This window comes from Pseudomonas sp. BYT-1 (genome assembly GCF_023611805.1).
Taxonomy (GTDB): Bacteria; Pseudomonadota; Gammaproteobacteria; order Pseudomonadales; family Pseudomonadaceae; genus Aquipseudomonas; species Aquipseudomonas guariconensis.
Map to the genome: position 1 here is coordinate 1,756,635 of NZ_CP072559.1, position 16,230 is coordinate 1,772,864.

A 16,230-nucleotide genomic window follows, 5' to 3' on the forward strand; every position below is an offset into this window, starting at 1 on the left:
CTTTCCTGGAAAACGGATGCGCCAGTATACCTTGCCGGTGCGGCTTCAGGCTTCTATCGCGCCGCCGGCCAGCGCGCACAGCTGGATCGGGTCGAGGATATGAACTTCCTTGCCCTCGGCCTTGATCAGGCCGTTCTGCTGGAAGCGGGTAAACACCCGGGACACGGTTTCCACCGCTAGGCCCAGATAGTTGCCGATTTCGTTGCGCGACATGCTTAGGCGGAACTGGTTGGCCGAATAGCCCCGGGCACGGAAGCGGGCGGACAGGTTGACCAGGAAGGTGGCGATGCGTTCGTCAGCGGTCTTTTTCGACAGCAGCAGCATCATCTGCTGGTCATCGCGAATCTCCCGGCTCATGACCCGCATCAACTGGCGACGCAACTGGGGCAGCTGGACCGACAGCTCATCCAGCCGCTCGAAGGGGATCTCGCAGACCGAGGTGGTTTCCTGGGCTTGGGCCGACACCGGGTAGGCCTCGGTGTCCATCCCCGACAGCCCGACCAGTTCGCTCGGCAGATGGAAGCCGGTGATTTGCTCTTCGCCACCATCACTGAGGCTGAACGTTTTCAGGGCGCCGGAACGTACGGCGTAGACCGAGCCGAAATTGTCACCCTGGCGGAACAGGAACTCACCCTTTTTCAGGGGACGGCCACGCTTGACGATTTCATCCAGTGCATCCATGTCCTCCAGATTGAGTGACAGGGGCAGGCACAGGGGGGCCAGGCTGCAGTCCTTGCAATGGGCCTGGTTGTGTGGGCGCAGTTTGACTGGCTCGGACATTTCTATCGATCCTTGTGGGAAAGCACACATAAGCTGTAAGGGTAACTCACAGCATAGGCAGTAGGCCAGCGTGCGCTATTTTGGTGCGACCTGGCCGGGGCTCTGGCGGGAGTATGCCAAGGCCTGTTAACTGTCCATAGTGTGCCTGACAAGGCGTTCTGTCCATGCGGTTGATCGACTCGGTTTGTTTATATCACCCGAGAGAAGCGTTGCTGGTTGTGCATGGCCAAATAGGCGTCGAACACCATGCACACCGAACGTACCAGCAGTCGCCCGGCAGGCAGTACCCGAATACCCTTTGCATCCAGGCTGATCAGACCATCACGCTGCATGGCCTGCAATTGTGGCCATTGGTCCTTGAAGTAACCTCGAAAGTCGATGGTGAAAGCTTGCTCGATGCTGTCGAAGTCCAGCTCGAAATGGCAGATCAATTGCTGGATCACCGCGCGCCGCAGGCGGTCATCCGGGTTGCACAGCAGCCCGCGCTGGGTGGCCAGCTGGGCGCTGGAAAGGGTGTCTTGGTAGGTGGCCAGGTCGCTGCTGTTCTGGCAGTAGAGATCGCCGATCTGGCTGATGGCCGATACGCCCAGGCCAATCAGGTCGCAGTGGCCGTGGGTGGTATAGCCCTGGAAGTTGCGTTGCAGGGTGCCCTCTTCTTGGGCGATCGCCAGCTCGTCATCGGGCAAGGCGAAGTGGTCCATGCCGATGTAACGATAGCCGGCGCACGTCAATTGCTCGATGGTGCCCTGGAGCATTTCCAGCTTGGCCGAAGGCGTTGGCAGCTCAGCGCTGTCGATGCGTCGCTGGGGCATGAAGCGCTCGGGCAGGTGGGCATAGTTGAATACCGAAAGGCGGTCCGGCTGCAGGCGGATCACTTCCTCGACGGTGCGGGCGAAGCCTTCCGGGGTCTGGCGGGGCAGGCCATAGATCAGATCGAGGTTGACCGAGCGGAACTGCAAGGTGCGTGCGGCCTCGATCAAGGTGCGGGTCTGCTCCAGACTTTGCAGGCGGTTGATCGCGCGCTGCACGGCCGGGTCGAGATCCTGCACGCCCAGGCTGACGCGGTTGAAGCCCAGCTCGCGCAAAAGGCCCATGGTCGACCAGTCGGCTTCGCGTGGGTCGATCTCGATACCGTAGTCGCCGGAGTCGTCGTCCAGTAGGTGGAAGTGCTGGCGCAGGGTGGCCATCAATTGGCGCAGTTCGACATGGCTGAGGAAGGTGGGTGTGCCTCCACCGAAATGCAATTGCTCGACCCGCTGCTTGGCATCCAGATGGCAGGCGATCAGCTGGATCTCTTGCTCCAGACGTTGCAAGTAAGGCTGGGCTCTGGCGCGATCCTTGGTGATGACCTTGTTGCAGGCGCAGTAGTAGCAGATGTTGGCGCAGAACGGCACGTGTACGTACAGCGACAGTGGGCGGACCGCGCGACGGCTCTCGCGCAGGGCGTGGAGCAGGTCGAACGAACCCACTTCGCCGTGCAGTTGCATGGCGGTCGGATAAGAGGTGTAGCGTGGGCCGGCCAGATCGTAGCGGCGGATCAGGTCGCAGTCCCAGCGTAGGTCGTCGAGCATGGTGGTCCCCGGAGAGAGCGGCAGTGTCCGGAGTCTAGGGCGGCCCGCTGGGGCTCGTCTTGATTTGCATCAACGGGGTCTGGATGGGAGCGCGTAGCTGGGGCTGAGGCGCTGTCAGTGTCCCATCAACCAGTGCTGGTGCGGCCCTGGCAGGGTCCACAGGCCGAACAGGACCACCAGCAGTCCCCCGGCCATGCGTACGCCGCGCCGCCGCAGCACCGCGCCGATGCGTTCGGCAGCCAGCCCCGTAGCCACCAGCACCGGCCAGGTCCCGATGCCGAACGCCAGCATCAAGGCCGCGCTATGAGCGGCATTGCCCTGGCTGGCAGCCCATAGCAGTGTGCTGTACACCAAGCCGCACGGCAGCCAGCCCCACAGGGCTCCGAGCAGCAGCGCCCGGGGCAGGCTGGAGACTGGCAGCAGGCGAGTGGCCAGGGGCTGGATGTGGCGCCACAAGCCGCGGCCCAGTGCTTCGATGCGGGTCAGGCCGCTCCACCACCCCGCCAGGTACAGGCCCATGGCGATCAACAGCAGTGCAGCGACCACGCGCAGGCCTTGGGCCAGTGGGCTGCTGGCCAGTGCCACGCCGGCCAGGCCGAGCAACAGGCCTGCGGTGGCATAGCTCAGTACGCGCCCTAAGTTATAGGCCAGCAGCAGGTGCAGGCGACGGCTGCGTTGCTCAGGAGGGATGGCCAGCGTCAGGGCGCCCATCAGGCCGCCGCACATGCCCAGGCAGTGCCCACCGCCGAGCAAGCCTAGGACCAGTGCCGAGCCGAGCAGGGGAAGCAGGTCAGGCACGGGTGGGCGGATCCTTGTCGTCTGGCTGGTTTTCGTCGGGTTTGACAGCGGCCTGGTGGCGTGGGTCCTGATCGTCGAACAGGATGCTGTGGGCAGGGCTGTCGAGGTCGTCGTATTGGCCGCTGTCCACTGCCCAGAAAAAGATGTAGACGGCCACGCCGACGATCAGCAGAGCCGCGGGGATCATGACGTAGAGGGCGGGCATAGCGGTTTCCTTTCGGTCGCGGGCGTCTGGCTCGCAAGCAGGCTCGCGCCTGTCGGCCGGGTCAGGCGCAGGGCATTGAGCACCACGATCAGCGAACTGACCGACATGCCGATGGCTGCCCAGACCGGGGTGATCCAGCCGAGGGCGGCGAACGGCAACATGAGGCCATTATACAAGGTCGCCCAAAGCAGGTTCTCGATGATATTGCGGCGAGTGCGTCGGGCCAGGTCGAAGGCTTGCACCAGAGCGTCCAGACGGTTGGACAACAGCACTGCGTCGGCGCAGGTCTTGGCAAGATCAGTGGCCGAACCCATGGCGATGCTTATGTCGGCGGCGGCCAGCACCGGCACGTCGTTGACCCCGTCTCCCAGCATCAGCACCTTGCGACCCTCGGCCTGCAGCGCCTTGAGGCGTTCCAGTTTGTCGTCCGGGCGCAGGCCGCCAATGGCCTGGTCAATGCCCAGTTGTGTGGCGACTTCAGCGACCATTGGCGAGTTGTCGCCCGATAGCAGCAGGGTGTGCCAGCCACGGGCTTTGCAGGCGGCCAGCAGGGCAGGTGCGTCATCACGCAGCCGATCATCCAGGCCGAACCAGGCCAGCGGACCTTGGCGATCACCCAGCAGCAACCATTGGCCACGCGCCTCTGGTACTGGCGGGATCTGGGCGCCACTCAACGCGCAAACGAACGTGGCCTGGCCGATGCGCAGTTGCTGCCCGTCGAAGCGCCCCTCCAGCCCCAGCCCGGGCACGGTCTGCACATCTTCGGCTGGCTCGGCGGTACGACCGAAGGCGCGAGCGATGGGGTGCTCGGAGCGGTTCTCCAAGGCGGCGGCCAGCGCCAGGCAACGATCGGCAGGCAGCGCCCCCAAGGGGAGGATGCTGCGTAGCGCCAAGCGACCCTCGGTGAGGGTGCCGGTCTTGTCGAAGATTACCGTATCGACCTGGTTCAGCCCTTCCAACACATGGCCTCGCGTCACCAGCAGGCCCAGTTTGTGCAGGGTGCCGGTGGCGGCGGTGAGGGCGGTCGGAGTGGCCAGGGACAGCGCGCAGGGACAGGTCGCTACCAACATGGCCAGGACGATCCAGAAGGCTCGCGTCGCATCGAGTTGCCACCACAGCAGGCCAATGGCTGCGCTGGCCACCAGCGTGAACAGCAGGAACCATTGAGAGGCGCGGTCGGCGATCTCGGCCAGGCGCGGTTTTTCCGACTGGGCTCGCTCCAGCAGGCGCACGATGGCTGAGAGGCGCGAGTCCTGGCCAATGGCTTCGACCGCCACGGTCAACGTGCTCTCGACATTCAAGGTGCCGCCGGTGACCCGGTCACCGACCTGCCGTGCCAGAGGCAGGTATTCACCGGTGAGCAGCGATTCGTCCACGCTGGAGCGGCCATCGACAATACGCCCGTCAGCGGGGATCACCGAGCCAGGCAGCACCTGGACCCGATCACCCTGGTTGAGCTCGCCGAGCAGGATGCGCTCAGCGTTTCCGACGCTGTCCAGGCGCAGGCAGGAGGCGGGGAGTAGGTTGACCAGTTGGGCGGTGGCCGCTGCTGTGCGCTCCCGCGCACGGCGTTCCAGATAACGGCCGGTGAGCAGGAACAGCGCGAACATACCGACGGTGTCGAAGTACAGCTCGCCGCTGCCGGTGATGGCTGTCCAGATGCCGGCGCCATAAGCCAGGGCAATGGCCAGAGACACCGAGACGTCCATGGTCAGGTGGCGTGTGCGCACGTCGCGGGCGGCACCTTTGAAGAACGGTGCGCAGCTGTAGAACACGATTGGGGTAGTCAGAAACAGCGCGACCCAACGCAGGATAGTGTGCAGTTCCGGGCTCAGGTCGATGTTGAATTCCGGCCAGGTGGCCATGGTCGCCATCATCGCCTGGAACCACAGCAGTCCTGCCACGCCCAGGCGGCGCAGCGCACTGCGGTTCTCCTGGGCCAGGCGTTCGGCGGCTTGGTCCGGTTGATAGGGGTGGGCCGCGTAACCGATCTGGCGCAGTTCGGCCAGCAGCTGGGAAAGGGGCAATTGGCGGTCGTCCCAGCTCACCAGCAAGCGGTGATTGGACAGGTTCAGTCGTGCTTCGGCGACGCCGGCCACGTTACGCAGATGCTTTTCGATCAGCCAGCCGCAGGCGGCGCAACTGATGCCTTCGATCATCAGTGTGGCTTCGGACAGCTCGTCTTGGTGACGTACGAACGCCTGCTGCACGTCGGCGCGATCGTAGAGCGCCAGTTCGTCCTGCAATTGCCGAGGCAGGGCTTCGGGGTTAGCGCTGGTGTCGCTGCGATGCTGATAGTAGTGCTCCAGGCCACCTGCGACGATGGACGCAGCCACTGCCTGGCAGCCCGGGCAGCAGAACTGACGCGGCTCGCCAAGGACTACCGCGGTGAAACGACTGCCGGCGGGGATGGGGAGGGCGCAGTGGTAGCAGGGGGTGGGTTGGGTCATGTGATGTCTTCTGGCTGCAGCGCAACCCTGTGGGGCGGGTTCACCGCGTAATGGCGCCGGACTGCCTGTCTCATCGCCAGTCGGGCGCCATCGTGCGGTAAACCTGCTCTAACGGGGAATCGTTTACTCTTGGTGCTCGGCGCCCTGCAGGGCCTCGTCGCCCAGCGCCAGGGTCACGCCATGGGCAACTTTCTCCTCCTCGAACAGACGCCAGACGTGGCCGTCTTCGCTGCCCAGCAGTTCGACGAAGCGCCGGCCTTCGACCCGGTCGTCGAGCTGGCCGAGGTAACGACCGGGTTCGCTGCGGGCTAGCTGTACCTTGCGGTCCTTGTCTGGCTGGGTGGGCGAGATCAGATTCAGCTCCAGCGTCTGAGGGGCGCTGTTGCCGGTCAGGCGTACATCGACTTCGCCGGTCAGTTCGTCCAGGTGCACACTGGCCTTGAGGTTGAGGGTCTGGGCCAGCAGTTCACGATCCAGGGAGCGATTGATGCCTTTGCCGGCCTCGTAGTAGTTGTCGTTCACCAAGTTGTCGGGGTTGTGCACGGCGATGCTGACCATGGTCAGGCTCAGGCATACCGAGGTGGCCAGGATACCGATGATGATCCACGGCCAAAGGTGTTTGTACCAGGGGCTGTCGGCGGTTGCGGCAGGCATTGTCGAATTCTCTCTCAGCGTATTTGCGGGCCGATGAAGCGGCTCTTGGCTTCAACCTGGGTGGCGCTTTGATCAGCGTCCTTGAGGATGAAGGTGATTTCGTTGGTGGTCGAGGGCAATTGCTCGGGCGCGACCGACAACTGCACTGGCAGGCTGACGATATCGCCGGCAGCGACGCGGATCTCGCGATGGCCTTCGAGCTGCAGGCCCGGCAGGCCGGTGGCGTCGAGCACGTAGACGTGGTCGCGCTGGTCCTTGTTCATGACCTTGAGGCTGTATACGTTCTCGATCCGTCCTTGGGCGTTTTCGCGATACAGCACTCGGTCCTTGCTGACATCGAAGCCCACCAGCGAGCGGGTGGCGAAGGCGGTGGCAAGCAGACCGATCATCACCAGTAGCACCACGGCGTAGCCGATCAGGCGTGGACGCAGCATGTGGGTCTTCTGCCCGGACAGGTTGTGCTCGGTGGTGTAGCTGATCAGCCCTTTGGGATAGTCCATTTTCTCCATGATGTTGTCGCAGGCGTCGATGCAGGCCGCGCAGCCGATGCACTCGATCTGCAGACCGTCGCGGATGTCGATGCCGGTGGGGCAGACCTGCACGCACATGGTGCAGTCGATGCAGTCGCCCAGGCCTTTGGCCTTGTAGTCGATGTCTTTCTTGCGCGGGCCTCGGGTCTCGCCGCGGCGTGGGTCATAGGAGACGATCAGGGTGTCTTTGTCGAACATTACGCTCTGGAAGCGGGCGTAAGGGCACATGTACACGCACACCTGCTCACGCAGCCAGCCGGCATTGCCGTAGGTGGCGAGGGTGAAGAACGCGACCCAGAAATAGGCCCAGCCATCGGCTTGGCCGGTAAAGAACTCGGTGACCAGTTCGCGAATGGGCGAGAAGTAGCCGACGAAGGTCATGCCAGTGACGAAGCCGATCAGCAGCCACAGACTGTGCTTGGCGGCCTTGCGCAAAAACTTGTTGGTGCTCATTGGCGCCTTGTCGAGTTTCATGCGCTGGTTGCGGTCACCCTCGGTGACCTTCTCGCACCACATGAAAATCCAGGTCCAGACGCTCTGCGGACAGGTATAACCGCACCACACACGCCCGGCGAACACCGTGATGAAGAACAAGCCGAAGGCCGCCACGATCAACAGGCCCGAGAGCAGGATGAAGTCCTGCGGCCAGATGGTGGCGCCGAAGATGTAGAACTTACGCTCGGGCAGGTTCCACCACACAGCCTGATGCTCGCCCCAGTTCAGCCACACCGTGCCGAAGTAGAGCAGGAACAGGATGGCCCCGCCGACCATGCGCAGCCTGCGGAACACGCCGGTGAAGGCACGGGTGTAGATTTTTTCCCGTGAGGCGTAGAGGTCGACGGATTCCTTGCCTTTCTTGGCGGGCGGGGTGACGTCATGTACCGGAATTTGCTTGCTCATCATCATGTCCCACGGCAGTGGAAAAACGCTGCGGCCAGTGCATGCCGACCGCGTTTGTGACCCATCAGGTGTCCGTGCATGATACGCCCGTCATGGCACCTGGAGTGTGGCTGCGGCGTTAAGTCGCATTGGGTTGCATTTGATTATCGTGTATTGGGGCTCGCCTTGACGCAGGTCAATTGACAAGGCGTGCCCGCCGCAGGCAAGTGTCTATGCCCGATACAGCCTCAGGTGCCTCAGTGTTTCGGCCTGGGTCCAGTCATTGTTCCTCACGCGTTTGATGGCCAACCCTTGGGCATCGTCGTCCAGTTCGGCCAGCAGGTAGGTGCGCTGGGAGGCCGAACCACTCAGGAAGACCGGGACCGCGCCATATTGCCGGTTGGAGCGATGCCAGCCTCCGGCTTCGGTGTGATAGTGGCCACCGAACACCGCGTTGACCTGGAAGTGGTTGATCATGTCCCTGAAATGCATCAGGTCCTCCTCGGTGCCGTCCCAATCGTCTGGCTGATGCAGGTTGAGCAGGACGATCTGGCCGTTCTCATAGGCTTCTTTCAACTGCCCCTCCAGCCAGCCTAGTGCGTCATTGATCCTGAACTTATCGCGGGGCTCGAAAGGCCATGCCCAGCCACTGTCGAAATCCACACGGTAGGTGGGCTCGTTGTTCAGCTGGATCAGACGAACCCTGCCGAAACTGATGCTGTATGCCAGGCTGCCGCTGTAGCTGGTCAGCCTGTAGCTGCTCGACGTCGCGACATCCATCGTGTCCACCACATCTCGGTGGTGATTGAGCAGATCCATCACGCTGTCCCGGGGCCCGCCGTTGTTGAATGAGCCTCCGAATTCATCGGTGATGTTGTTCTTGTAATCATGATTGCCCAGGCCAAAGTAGTAGTTCTTGTGCAGGTGGCGCTCGATGATCGGGTAGAGGACTTTGCGTTGCCAGCCGTGCCCGTATGCTGTCATGTCGCCATTGATCATCACCGGGACGCCCGTGCCACCCAAGCTGTTGCGGTAGCTCGCAATGCTGGCGTACTGCTCGTTGATCAGGGCTTTCGATTCTTTGTTGCGTTCAGCGTCGCTTTCATATTCGCCATAGTCGGACGCGGGCGTCCATGGGTACTGTGGATCGGATGCGAACACGAACGCTCTGGGTGTCGGGCGGTTGCCATAGCGGCCAGGCTGTTTTGGGGGTAGGGCTACGGGATAGGTGGGGTAGGCCATTTCTTAAATCCTCTGGGTAAGTCAGGCTCGATGCCTGTCCACCAGAGAATTTCCTAGTGTCCTGTCCTTCGGAATCCGGTAGCGATTCCTCCTATCAATCCTGCCAGCCCAGAAAAAACGGCCCCGGTGGTGATCGCCGGGGCCGCTTGCTGTGGTTACTCTGCTTTCTGCTGCGCAGCGTCTTGATGCGACAGGCTGTAGACATAGGCCGCCAGCAGGTGGACCTTGTCGTTGCCCTGCATCTGCGCCTGAGCCGGCATCTGGCCTTGACGACCGTAGCGGATGGTCTGTTGCAGCTGAGCGAAGCTCGAGCCGTAGATGAACGCCTGCGGGTGGGTCAGGTTAGGCGCGCCCATCGCTGGAGTGCCTTTGCCTTCGGGGCCATGACAGGCCACGCAGTTAGCGGCGAAGAGCTTCTGGCCATTGGCCGGATCGGCTTTGGCGCCTTCGGGCAGTGTGCGGCCGTCAAGATTGGTCAGGACGAAGGCTGCGACATCGGCCACGCCTTGCTCGCCCAGCACTTCGGCCCAGGCCGGCATGACGCCGTGGCGACCATTCATGATGGTGGTCTTGATGGTCTCCGGCTCGCCGCCCCAACGCCAGTCGTTGTCGGTCAGGTTGGGGAAGCCGTAGGCGCCCTTGGCATCGGAGCCGTGGCACACCGAGCAGTTGGAGGCGAACAGGCGACCTCCCATCTTCAGCGCCTGCGGATCCTTGGCGACTTCCTCGACCGGCATGGCGGCGAATTTGGCGAAGATCGGCCCGAAGCGGGCATCGGCCTTGGCCATTTCCTTTTCCCATTCGTGCACGCCGGTCCAGCCGGCCTGGCCGTTGGAGAACTCGGTCTGCTTTTCGGTATCCAGGTACTGGTAGCCAGGCAGGACGCCTTTCCAGTTACCCAGGCCTGGGTACAGCACCAGATAGCCCAAGGCGAACACGATGGTGCCGACGAACAGCCAGAACCACCACTTGGGCAGCGGGTTGTCGTATTCCTCGATACCGTCAAAGGCATGGCCGACGGTCTCGTCGGTGATTTCCTCGCGCTGGCCCTTGCGGGTGGAGAGCAACAGCCAGGTCAGGGAAAAGATGGTGCCCAGGGTCAGGACGGTGACGTACAGACTCCAGAAGGTTGTCATTGTTCTTTGCTCCTAGAAGCTTTCGCTTGCGCTTGCTCGACGTGCCGGCTGGCTTCGGGATCATCGGCGAACGGCAACTGGGTTGCCTCGTCGAACTCTTTCTTGCGCCGTGGGTTGAACACCCACAGCGCCAGGCCTACGAAGGCGACCATCACCACGACGGTGCCCAGGCCACGAATCATCCCGATATCCATCAGTGTCACCGCTTGCTCTTGATGATGGTGCCGAGGCCTTGCAGGTACGCCACGAGGGCGTCCATCTCGGTCTTGCCCTTGACCGCGTCGCGGGCGCCGGCAATGTCCTCGTCGGTGTAGGGCACGCCCAGGGTGCGCAGGACTTCCATTTTCTTCGGCGTGTCCTTGCCATCGAGCTTGTTTTCCACCAGCCAGGGGTAGGAGGGCATCTTCGACTCGGGCACGACGTTGCGCGGGTTGTACAGGTGCGCGCGGTGCCAGTCATCGGAGTAGCGACCGCCCACACGCGCCAGGTCCGGGCCGGTGCGCTTGGAGCCCCACAGGAACGGATGATCCCAGACACTCTCGCCGGCCACCGAGTAATGGCCGTAGCGCTCGGTCTCGGCGCGGAACGGACGGATCATCTGCGAGTGGCAGCCGACGCAGCCTTCGCGGATGTAGATGTCGCGACCCTCGAGCTCCAGCGCGGTACGCGGCTTCATGCCTTCTACGGGCTTGTTGGTGACGTCCTGGAAGAACAGCGGGACGATCTGGGTCAGGCCGCCGATGCTGACGGCGATGACCATGAAGAAGGCCAATAGGCCGATATTCTTCTCGACTGCTTCGTGCTTCATCAGTGAGCTCCCACGACGACGATCTTGGCGGCTTCCTCAGCCTCGGCCGGCTTCGCGGCGCGGACAGTGCGGTAGACGTTGTAGGCCATCAGCAGCATGCCGGAGGCGAAGAACGCACCGCCCAGGGCGCGGACGATATAACCCGGATGGCTGGCCTGGAGGGCTTCGACGAAGGAATAGGTGAGGGTGCCGTCGTCGTTGATGGCGCGCCACATCAGGCCCTGGGTGATGCCGTTGACCCACATCGAGGCGATGTACAGCACGGTACCGATGGTCGCCAGCCAGAAGTGGGCGTTGATCAGGCCGACGCTGTGCATCTGCTGGCGACCGTAGAGGCGCGGGATCATGTGATACACGGCACCGATGGAGATCATCGCGACCCAACCGAGGGCGCCGGCGTGGACGTGGCCGATGGTCCAGTCGGTGTAGTGCGACAGCGAGTTGACGGTCTTGATGGCCATCATCGGGCCTTCGAAGGTGGACATGCCATAGAAGGCCAGCGAGACCACCAGGAACCGCAAGATCGGGTCGGTGCGCAGTTTGTGCCACGCACCGGAGAGGGTCATCATGCCGTTGATCATGCCGCCCCAGCTCGGGGCCAGGAGGATGATCGACATCACCATGCCCAGCGACTGCGCCCAGTCAGGCAGCGCGGTGTAGTGCAGATGGTGTGGGCCTGCCCAGATGTACAGGGTGATCAGTGCCCAGAAGTGGACGATCGACAGGCGATAGGAGTAGATCGGACGCTCGGCCTGCTTGGGCACGAAGTAGTACATCATCCCCAGGAAGCCCGTGGTCAGGAAGAAGCCCACAGCGTTGTGCCCGTACCACCACTGGATCATTGCATCGGTGGCGCCGGAGTAGGCCGAGTACGACTTGAACAGGCTGACCGGCAAGGACATGTGGTTGACGATGTGCAGCATCGCCGTGACAACGATGAACGCACCGTAGAACCAGTTGCCGACATAGATGTGCTTGGTCTTGCGCTTGACGATGGTGCCGAAGAACACCAGGCCGTAGGTGACCCAGACGATGGCCAGCAGAATCGCCAGCGGCCACTCGAGCTCGGCGTATTCCTTGGTGGTGGTGTAGCCCATCGGCAGGGTGATCAGCGCGCCGACGATCACTGCCTGCCAACCCCAGAAGGTGAACGCGGCCATGCTGTCGGAGATCAGCCGAGTCTGGCAGGTGCGCTGCACGACGTAGTAGGAAGTGGCGAACAGCGCGCAACCTCCGAAGGCGAAGATCACCAGGTTGGTGTGCAGCGGGCGAAGGCGGCCGAAGCTCGTCCATGGCAGGTCCAGGTTGAGCTGGGGCCATACCAGTTGCGAGGCAATGAAGACGCCGAGGCCCATGCCAAGGATCCCCCAGACCACCGTCATGATGGCGAACTGGCGGACGACCTTATAGTTATAAGCAGTCGGACTGATTGCAGTGCTCATTCTAAGGTTCCACGGTTTTGGGTGTTCTTGTTGGTCGAAAATCGGCGCCAGTATCGATAACCACCAGGGTTATGGCAACGCAAGGATCATGACGCCGACCCGTGTCCAGGCCCTTTCCACCACCGTCCCGCGGTTTAGGGGCTGGATGATTGTACACAAATAAATGTTTGTAATGTGTACCGTTTTTCGCCTTTTTCTGATCGATCGGTCAAGCTTTTTCTGCAGGGCTCCGGTAAGAAGGGACGTCTACCGAAACCTGTGCGATCGACCCGCAAAAGCCGGTGCGCGGAGTCAGGCCATGCGCCGCGCCATGTGGGTTCGCTATAAGCGAGGCCACTGTGGCAACAAGCTTAGTTCTGTTCAGAGGGGGTGCAAGGAGGGATGAGGCGGGGAGGGCGGTGGCGCAGCCCTTGGCGGACGTCGCTTGTCCTGGTGCTTGGGCGGGATATTCGCGGGTGAACCCGCTCCCACAAGGATCGGCGCTGTTCCTGTGGGGGCGGGTTTACCCGCGAAGGGTGTTACTTGGCAGTCACGGTTTCGGACGCGTCATCCTGCGACAGGCTGTACACATAGGCTGCCAGCAGATGCACCTTGTCGTTGCCCTGGATTTCGCGCTGGGCCGGCATCTGGCCCTGACGGCCGTAGCGGATGGTCTGCTGCAGCTGGGCGAAACTCGAGCCGTAGATGAACGCCTGCGGGTGGGTCAGGTTGGGCGCGCCCATCGCCGGGGTGCCCTTGCCCTCAGGACCGTGGCAGGCCACGCAGTTGGCCGCGAAGATCTCCTGACCTTTGACCGGGTCGGCCTTGGCGCCTTCAGGGAGGGTACGGCCATCGAGGTTAGTGAGCACGAAGGCAGCCACGTCGGCCACGCCCTGTTCACCGATCACTTCGGACCAGCCTGGCATCACGCCATGGCGACCGTCCATGATCGACGCCTTGATGGTTTCAGGCTCCCCGCCCCAGCGCCAGTCCTTGTCGGTCAGGTTGGGGAAGCCGTAGGCGCCCTTGGCGTCGGAGCCGTGGCACACCGAGCAGTTGGAGGCGAACAGGCGGCCACCCATTTTCAGTGCCTGCGGGTCCTTGGCCACTTCTTCGACCGGCATGGCGGCGAACTTGGCGAAGATCGGCCCGAACTTGGCGTCGGCCTTGTCCATTTCCTTTTGCCATTCATTGACCTGGGTCCAACCATTCTCGTAGCCCGGCAGGATGCCTTTCCAGTTACCCAGACCCGGATAGAGGATGAGGTAGCCCACCGCGAACACCAGGGTGCCGACGAACAGCCAGAACCACCACTTGGGCAGCGGGTTGTCATACTCCTCGATGCCATCGAAGCTGTGGCCCATGGTCTGGTCGGTGGTGTTGTTGCTCTGGCCCTTGCGGGTGCCGAGCAGCAGCCAGGTCAGGCCAATCAGGCTGCCGATGGTCAGTACACTGATGTAGGTACTCCAGAAGGTGGTCATTACCGATTATTCCTCATGGCAGGTTCCTGCCCGGCAGGGGGCAGGCGGTCATCGACGAAGGGCAGCAGGCGCGCTTCGGCGAAATCACGGTCGCGGCGGCGGTTGAAGACCCACAGGCTCAGGCCGATGAAGGCGATCATCACCACCAAGGTGCCCAGGCCGCGGATCATGCCGATATCCAGTGACAGTTCCATCGTTACCTCTTGTTCTTGATCGCGGTGCCCAGCACCTGCAGGTAGGCCACCAGGGCATCCATCTCGGTCTTGCCCTTGACCGCGTCGCGGGCACCGGCGATGTCTTCGTCGGTGTAGGGCACGCCCAGGGTGCGTAGGGTGCGCATCTTGGTGTCGGTGTGACTGTTGTCGACCTTTTGCGCGACCAGCCACGGGTAGGACGGCATCTTCGATTCGGGCACCACGTTGCGCGGGTTGTACAGGTGCGCGCGGTGCCAGTCGTCGGAGTAGCGGCCACCGACGCGGGCCAGGTCCGGACCGGTACGCTTGGAGCCCCACAGGAACGGGTGGTCCCAGACGCTCTCGCCAGCCACCGAGTAGTGGCCGTAGCGCTCGGTCTCGGCGCGGAACGGACGGATCATTTGCGAGTGGCAGCCAACGCAGCCTTCACGGATGTAGATGTCGCGGCCTTCGAGCTGCAGGGCGGTGTAGGGCTTCATGCCTTCGACCGGCTTGTTGGTGACGTCCTGGAAGAACAGCGGGACGATCTGGGTCAGGCCGCCGATGCTGACGGCAAAGACCATCAGCAAAGCCAGCAGGCCTACGTTCTTTTCGATGACTTCATGTTTCATCAGGCGTGTCTCCTCAGGCCAGCTGGGCGTTCGCAGGGGCGGCGTCGGTGGCCGGTGCGCGCACGGTGCGCCAGGTGTTCCAGGCCATCAGCAACATTCCGCTGAGGAAGATCGCGCCGCCGACGAAGCGGACGATGAAGCCAGGATGGCTGGCCACCAGCGTCTCGACGAAGGAGTAGGTGAGCGTGCCGTCGGCGTTGACCGCGCGCCACATCAGGCCCTGGGCGATGCCGTTGACCCACATCGAGGCGATGTACAGCACGGTGCCGATGGTCGCCAGCCAGAAGTGGGCGTTGATCAGGCCAATGCTGTACATGCGCTCCTTGCCGAACACCTTGGGAATGGTGTGGTACAGCGCGCCGATGGAGATCATCGCGACCCAGCCGAGGGCGCCGGCGTGGACGTGGCCGATAGTCCAGTCGGTGTAGTGGGAGAGGGCATTGACGGTCTTGATGGCCATCATCGGGCCTTCGAAGGTGGACATGCCGTAGAAGGCCAGCGAGACCACCAGGAAGCGCAAGATCGGGTCGCTGCGCAGTTTGTGCCAGGCGCCGGAGAGGGTCATCATGCCGTTGATCATCCCGCCCCAGCTCGGCGCCAGCAGGATCAGCGACATGATCATGCCCAGCGACTGCGCCCAGTCGGGCAAGGCGGTGTAGTGCAGATGGTGCGGGCCTGCCCAGATGTACAGGGTGATCAGCGCCCAGAAGTGGACGATCGACAGCCGATAGGAATACACCGGGCGCTCGGCCTGCTTGGGCACGTAGTAGTACATCATCCCCAGGAAGCCTGCGGTCAGGAAGAAGCCCACGGCGTTGTGGCCATACCACCACTGGACCATTGCATCGGTGGCGCCGGCATAGATCGAGTAGGACTTGGTCAGGCTGACGGGCATTTCCAGATTGTTGACGATATGCAGCATCGCCACGGTCAGGATGAAGCCGCCATAGAACCAGTTACCGACGTAGATGTGTTTGGTGTTGCGCTTGATCAGCGTACCGAAGAACACCACGGCGTAGGCGACCCAGACGATGGTGATCAGGATGTCGATGGGCCATTCCAGTTCGGCGTATTCCTTGGAACTGGTGAAGCCCAGCGGCAGGCTGATGGCCGCCAGCAGGATCACCAGCTGCCAGCCCCAGAAGGTGAACGCCGCCAGGGCGGGGGCGAACAGGGTGGTCTGGCAGGTGCGTTGCACCGAATAATAGGAAGTGGCGAACAAGGCACAGCCGCCGAAGGCGAAGATCACCGCATTGGTGTGCAGCGGTCGCAGGCGGCCGAAGCTGGTCCAGGGAAGGTCGAAGTTCAGGGAGGGCCAGACGAGTTGCGCGGCAATGAAAACGCCGAGCCCCATCCCGACGATTCCCCACACCACCGTCATGATGGCGAATTGGCGGACCACCTTGTAGTTATAGGCGGTACTGCTGGTTGTGTTCATGTATGGGTTCCCATCCACGGTTATAGGCAGGC

General features: G+C 62.6%; 16 protein-coding genes. All 16 read right to left on the reverse strand.

The genetic code is table 11. From position 1 onward, the window contains the following. Nucleotides 1-45: 45 nt before the first annotated feature. The 16 genes from fnrA to ccoN (J5X93_RS08105) all read right to left on the reverse strand — a co-directional run bounded on the left by fnrA (nucleotide 46) and on the right by ccoN (J5X93_RS08105) (nucleotide 16,198). Nucleotides 46-780 carry a Crp/Fnr family transcriptional regulator FnrA gene (gene fnrA, locus J5X93_RS08030; protein WP_182941431.1) on the reverse strand — a complete coding sequence of 245 codons (735 nt, stop codon included), beginning with the start codon at nucleotides 778-780 and terminating at the stop codon, nucleotides 46-48. A gap of 188 nt (nucleotides 781-968) precedes the next feature. Continuing rightward, a complete protein-coding gene (gene hemN / locus J5X93_RS08035) occupies nucleotides 969-2,351 on the reverse strand; it encodes an oxygen-independent coproporphyrinogen III oxidase (RefSeq protein WP_043212285.1) in 1,383 nt (460 codons plus the stop codon). Between the two features lie 114 nt (nucleotides 2,352-2,465). Then, nucleotides 2,466-3,149, reverse strand: coding sequence for a sulfite exporter TauE/SafE family protein (locus tag J5X93_RS08040; protein WP_043212288.1), 684 nt, complete (start codon nucleotides 3,147-3,149; stop codon nucleotides 2,466-2,468). After that, nucleotides 3,142-3,354 (reverse strand): cbb3-type cytochrome oxidase assembly protein CcoS, encoded by a 213-nt coding sequence (ccoS, locus tag J5X93_RS08045; protein WP_043212290.1) that lies wholly within the window; start codon nucleotides 3,352-3,354, stop codon nucleotides 3,142-3,144. Before ccoS ends, J5X93_RS08040 begins: the two co-directional genes overlap by 8 nt. After that, on the reverse strand, nucleotides 3,333-5,804 hold the full coding sequence (locus J5X93_RS08050) for a heavy metal translocating P-type ATPase (RefSeq protein ID WP_182941427.1): 2,472 nt from the start codon (nucleotides 5,802-5,804) through the stop codon (nucleotides 3,333-3,335). Before J5X93_RS08050 ends, ccoS begins: the two co-directional genes overlap by 22 nt. A gap of 123 nt (nucleotides 5,805-5,927) precedes the next feature. Beyond that, nucleotides 5,928-6,458, reverse strand: coding sequence for a FixH family protein (locus J5X93_RS08055; RefSeq protein ID WP_043212295.1), 531 nt, complete (start codon nucleotides 6,456-6,458; stop codon nucleotides 5,928-5,930). A 14-nt stretch (nucleotides 6,459-6,472) separates the two neighbouring features. Beyond that, nucleotides 6,473-7,888, reverse strand: coding sequence for a cytochrome c oxidase accessory protein CcoG (gene ccoG, locus J5X93_RS08060; protein WP_043212297.1), 1,416 nt, complete (start codon nucleotides 7,886-7,888; stop codon nucleotides 6,473-6,475). Nucleotides 7,889-8,098: 210 nt separating this feature from the next. Next, nucleotides 8,099-9,028, reverse strand: a complete 930-nt coding sequence (locus J5X93_RS08065) for a metallophosphoesterase family protein (protein WP_178113760.1) — start codon at nucleotides 9,026-9,028, stop codon at nucleotides 8,099-8,101. A gap of 236 nt (nucleotides 9,029-9,264) precedes the next feature. Continuing rightward, nucleotides 9,265-10,245, reverse strand: coding sequence for a cytochrome-c oxidase, cbb3-type subunit III (gene ccoP / locus J5X93_RS08070; protein ID WP_043212299.1), 981 nt, complete (start codon nucleotides 10,243-10,245; stop codon nucleotides 9,265-9,267). After that, nucleotides 10,242-10,439, reverse strand: a complete 198-nt coding sequence (locus J5X93_RS08075) for a CcoQ/FixQ family Cbb3-type cytochrome c oxidase assembly chaperone (protein WP_070092136.1) — start codon at nucleotides 10,437-10,439, stop codon at nucleotides 10,242-10,244. Before J5X93_RS08075 ends, ccoP (J5X93_RS08070) begins: the two co-directional genes overlap by 4 nt. A gap of 5 nt (nucleotides 10,440-10,444) precedes the next feature. After that, nucleotides 10,445-11,053, reverse strand: a complete 609-nt coding sequence (gene ccoO / locus J5X93_RS08080) for a cytochrome-c oxidase, cbb3-type subunit II (RefSeq protein WP_043212301.1) — start codon at nucleotides 11,051-11,053, stop codon at nucleotides 10,445-10,447. Next, a complete protein-coding gene (gene ccoN, locus J5X93_RS08085; RefSeq protein ID WP_043212304.1) occupies nucleotides 11,053-12,495 on the reverse strand; it encodes a cytochrome-c oxidase, cbb3-type subunit I in 1,443 nt (480 codons plus the stop codon). Before ccoN (J5X93_RS08085) ends, ccoO (J5X93_RS08080) begins: the two co-directional genes overlap by 1 nt. Before the next feature lie 518 nt (nucleotides 12,496-13,013). After that, nucleotides 13,014-13,955, reverse strand: coding sequence for a cytochrome-c oxidase, cbb3-type subunit III (ccoP, locus tag J5X93_RS08090; RefSeq protein ID WP_043212306.1), 942 nt, complete (start codon nucleotides 13,953-13,955; stop codon nucleotides 13,014-13,016). Beyond that, nucleotides 13,955-14,143, reverse strand: a complete 189-nt coding sequence (locus J5X93_RS08095; RefSeq protein WP_043212339.1) for a cbb3-type cytochrome oxidase subunit 3 — start codon at nucleotides 14,141-14,143, stop codon at nucleotides 13,955-13,957. Before J5X93_RS08095 ends, ccoP (J5X93_RS08090) begins: the two co-directional genes overlap by 1 nt. Before the next feature lie 8 nt (nucleotides 14,144-14,151). Beyond that, nucleotides 14,152-14,760 carry a cytochrome-c oxidase, cbb3-type subunit II gene (gene ccoO / locus J5X93_RS08100; RefSeq protein WP_043212308.1) on the reverse strand — a complete coding sequence of 203 codons (609 nt, stop codon included), beginning with the start codon at nucleotides 14,758-14,760 and terminating at the stop codon, nucleotides 14,152-14,154. A 13-nt stretch (nucleotides 14,761-14,773) separates the two neighbouring features. After that, entirely contained in the window at nucleotides 14,774-16,198 is a 1,425-nt protein-coding gene (gene ccoN, locus J5X93_RS08105) for a cytochrome-c oxidase, cbb3-type subunit I (RefSeq protein ID WP_043212309.1), read from the reverse strand. Between the last annotated feature and the right edge of the window lie 32 nt (nucleotides 16,199-16,230).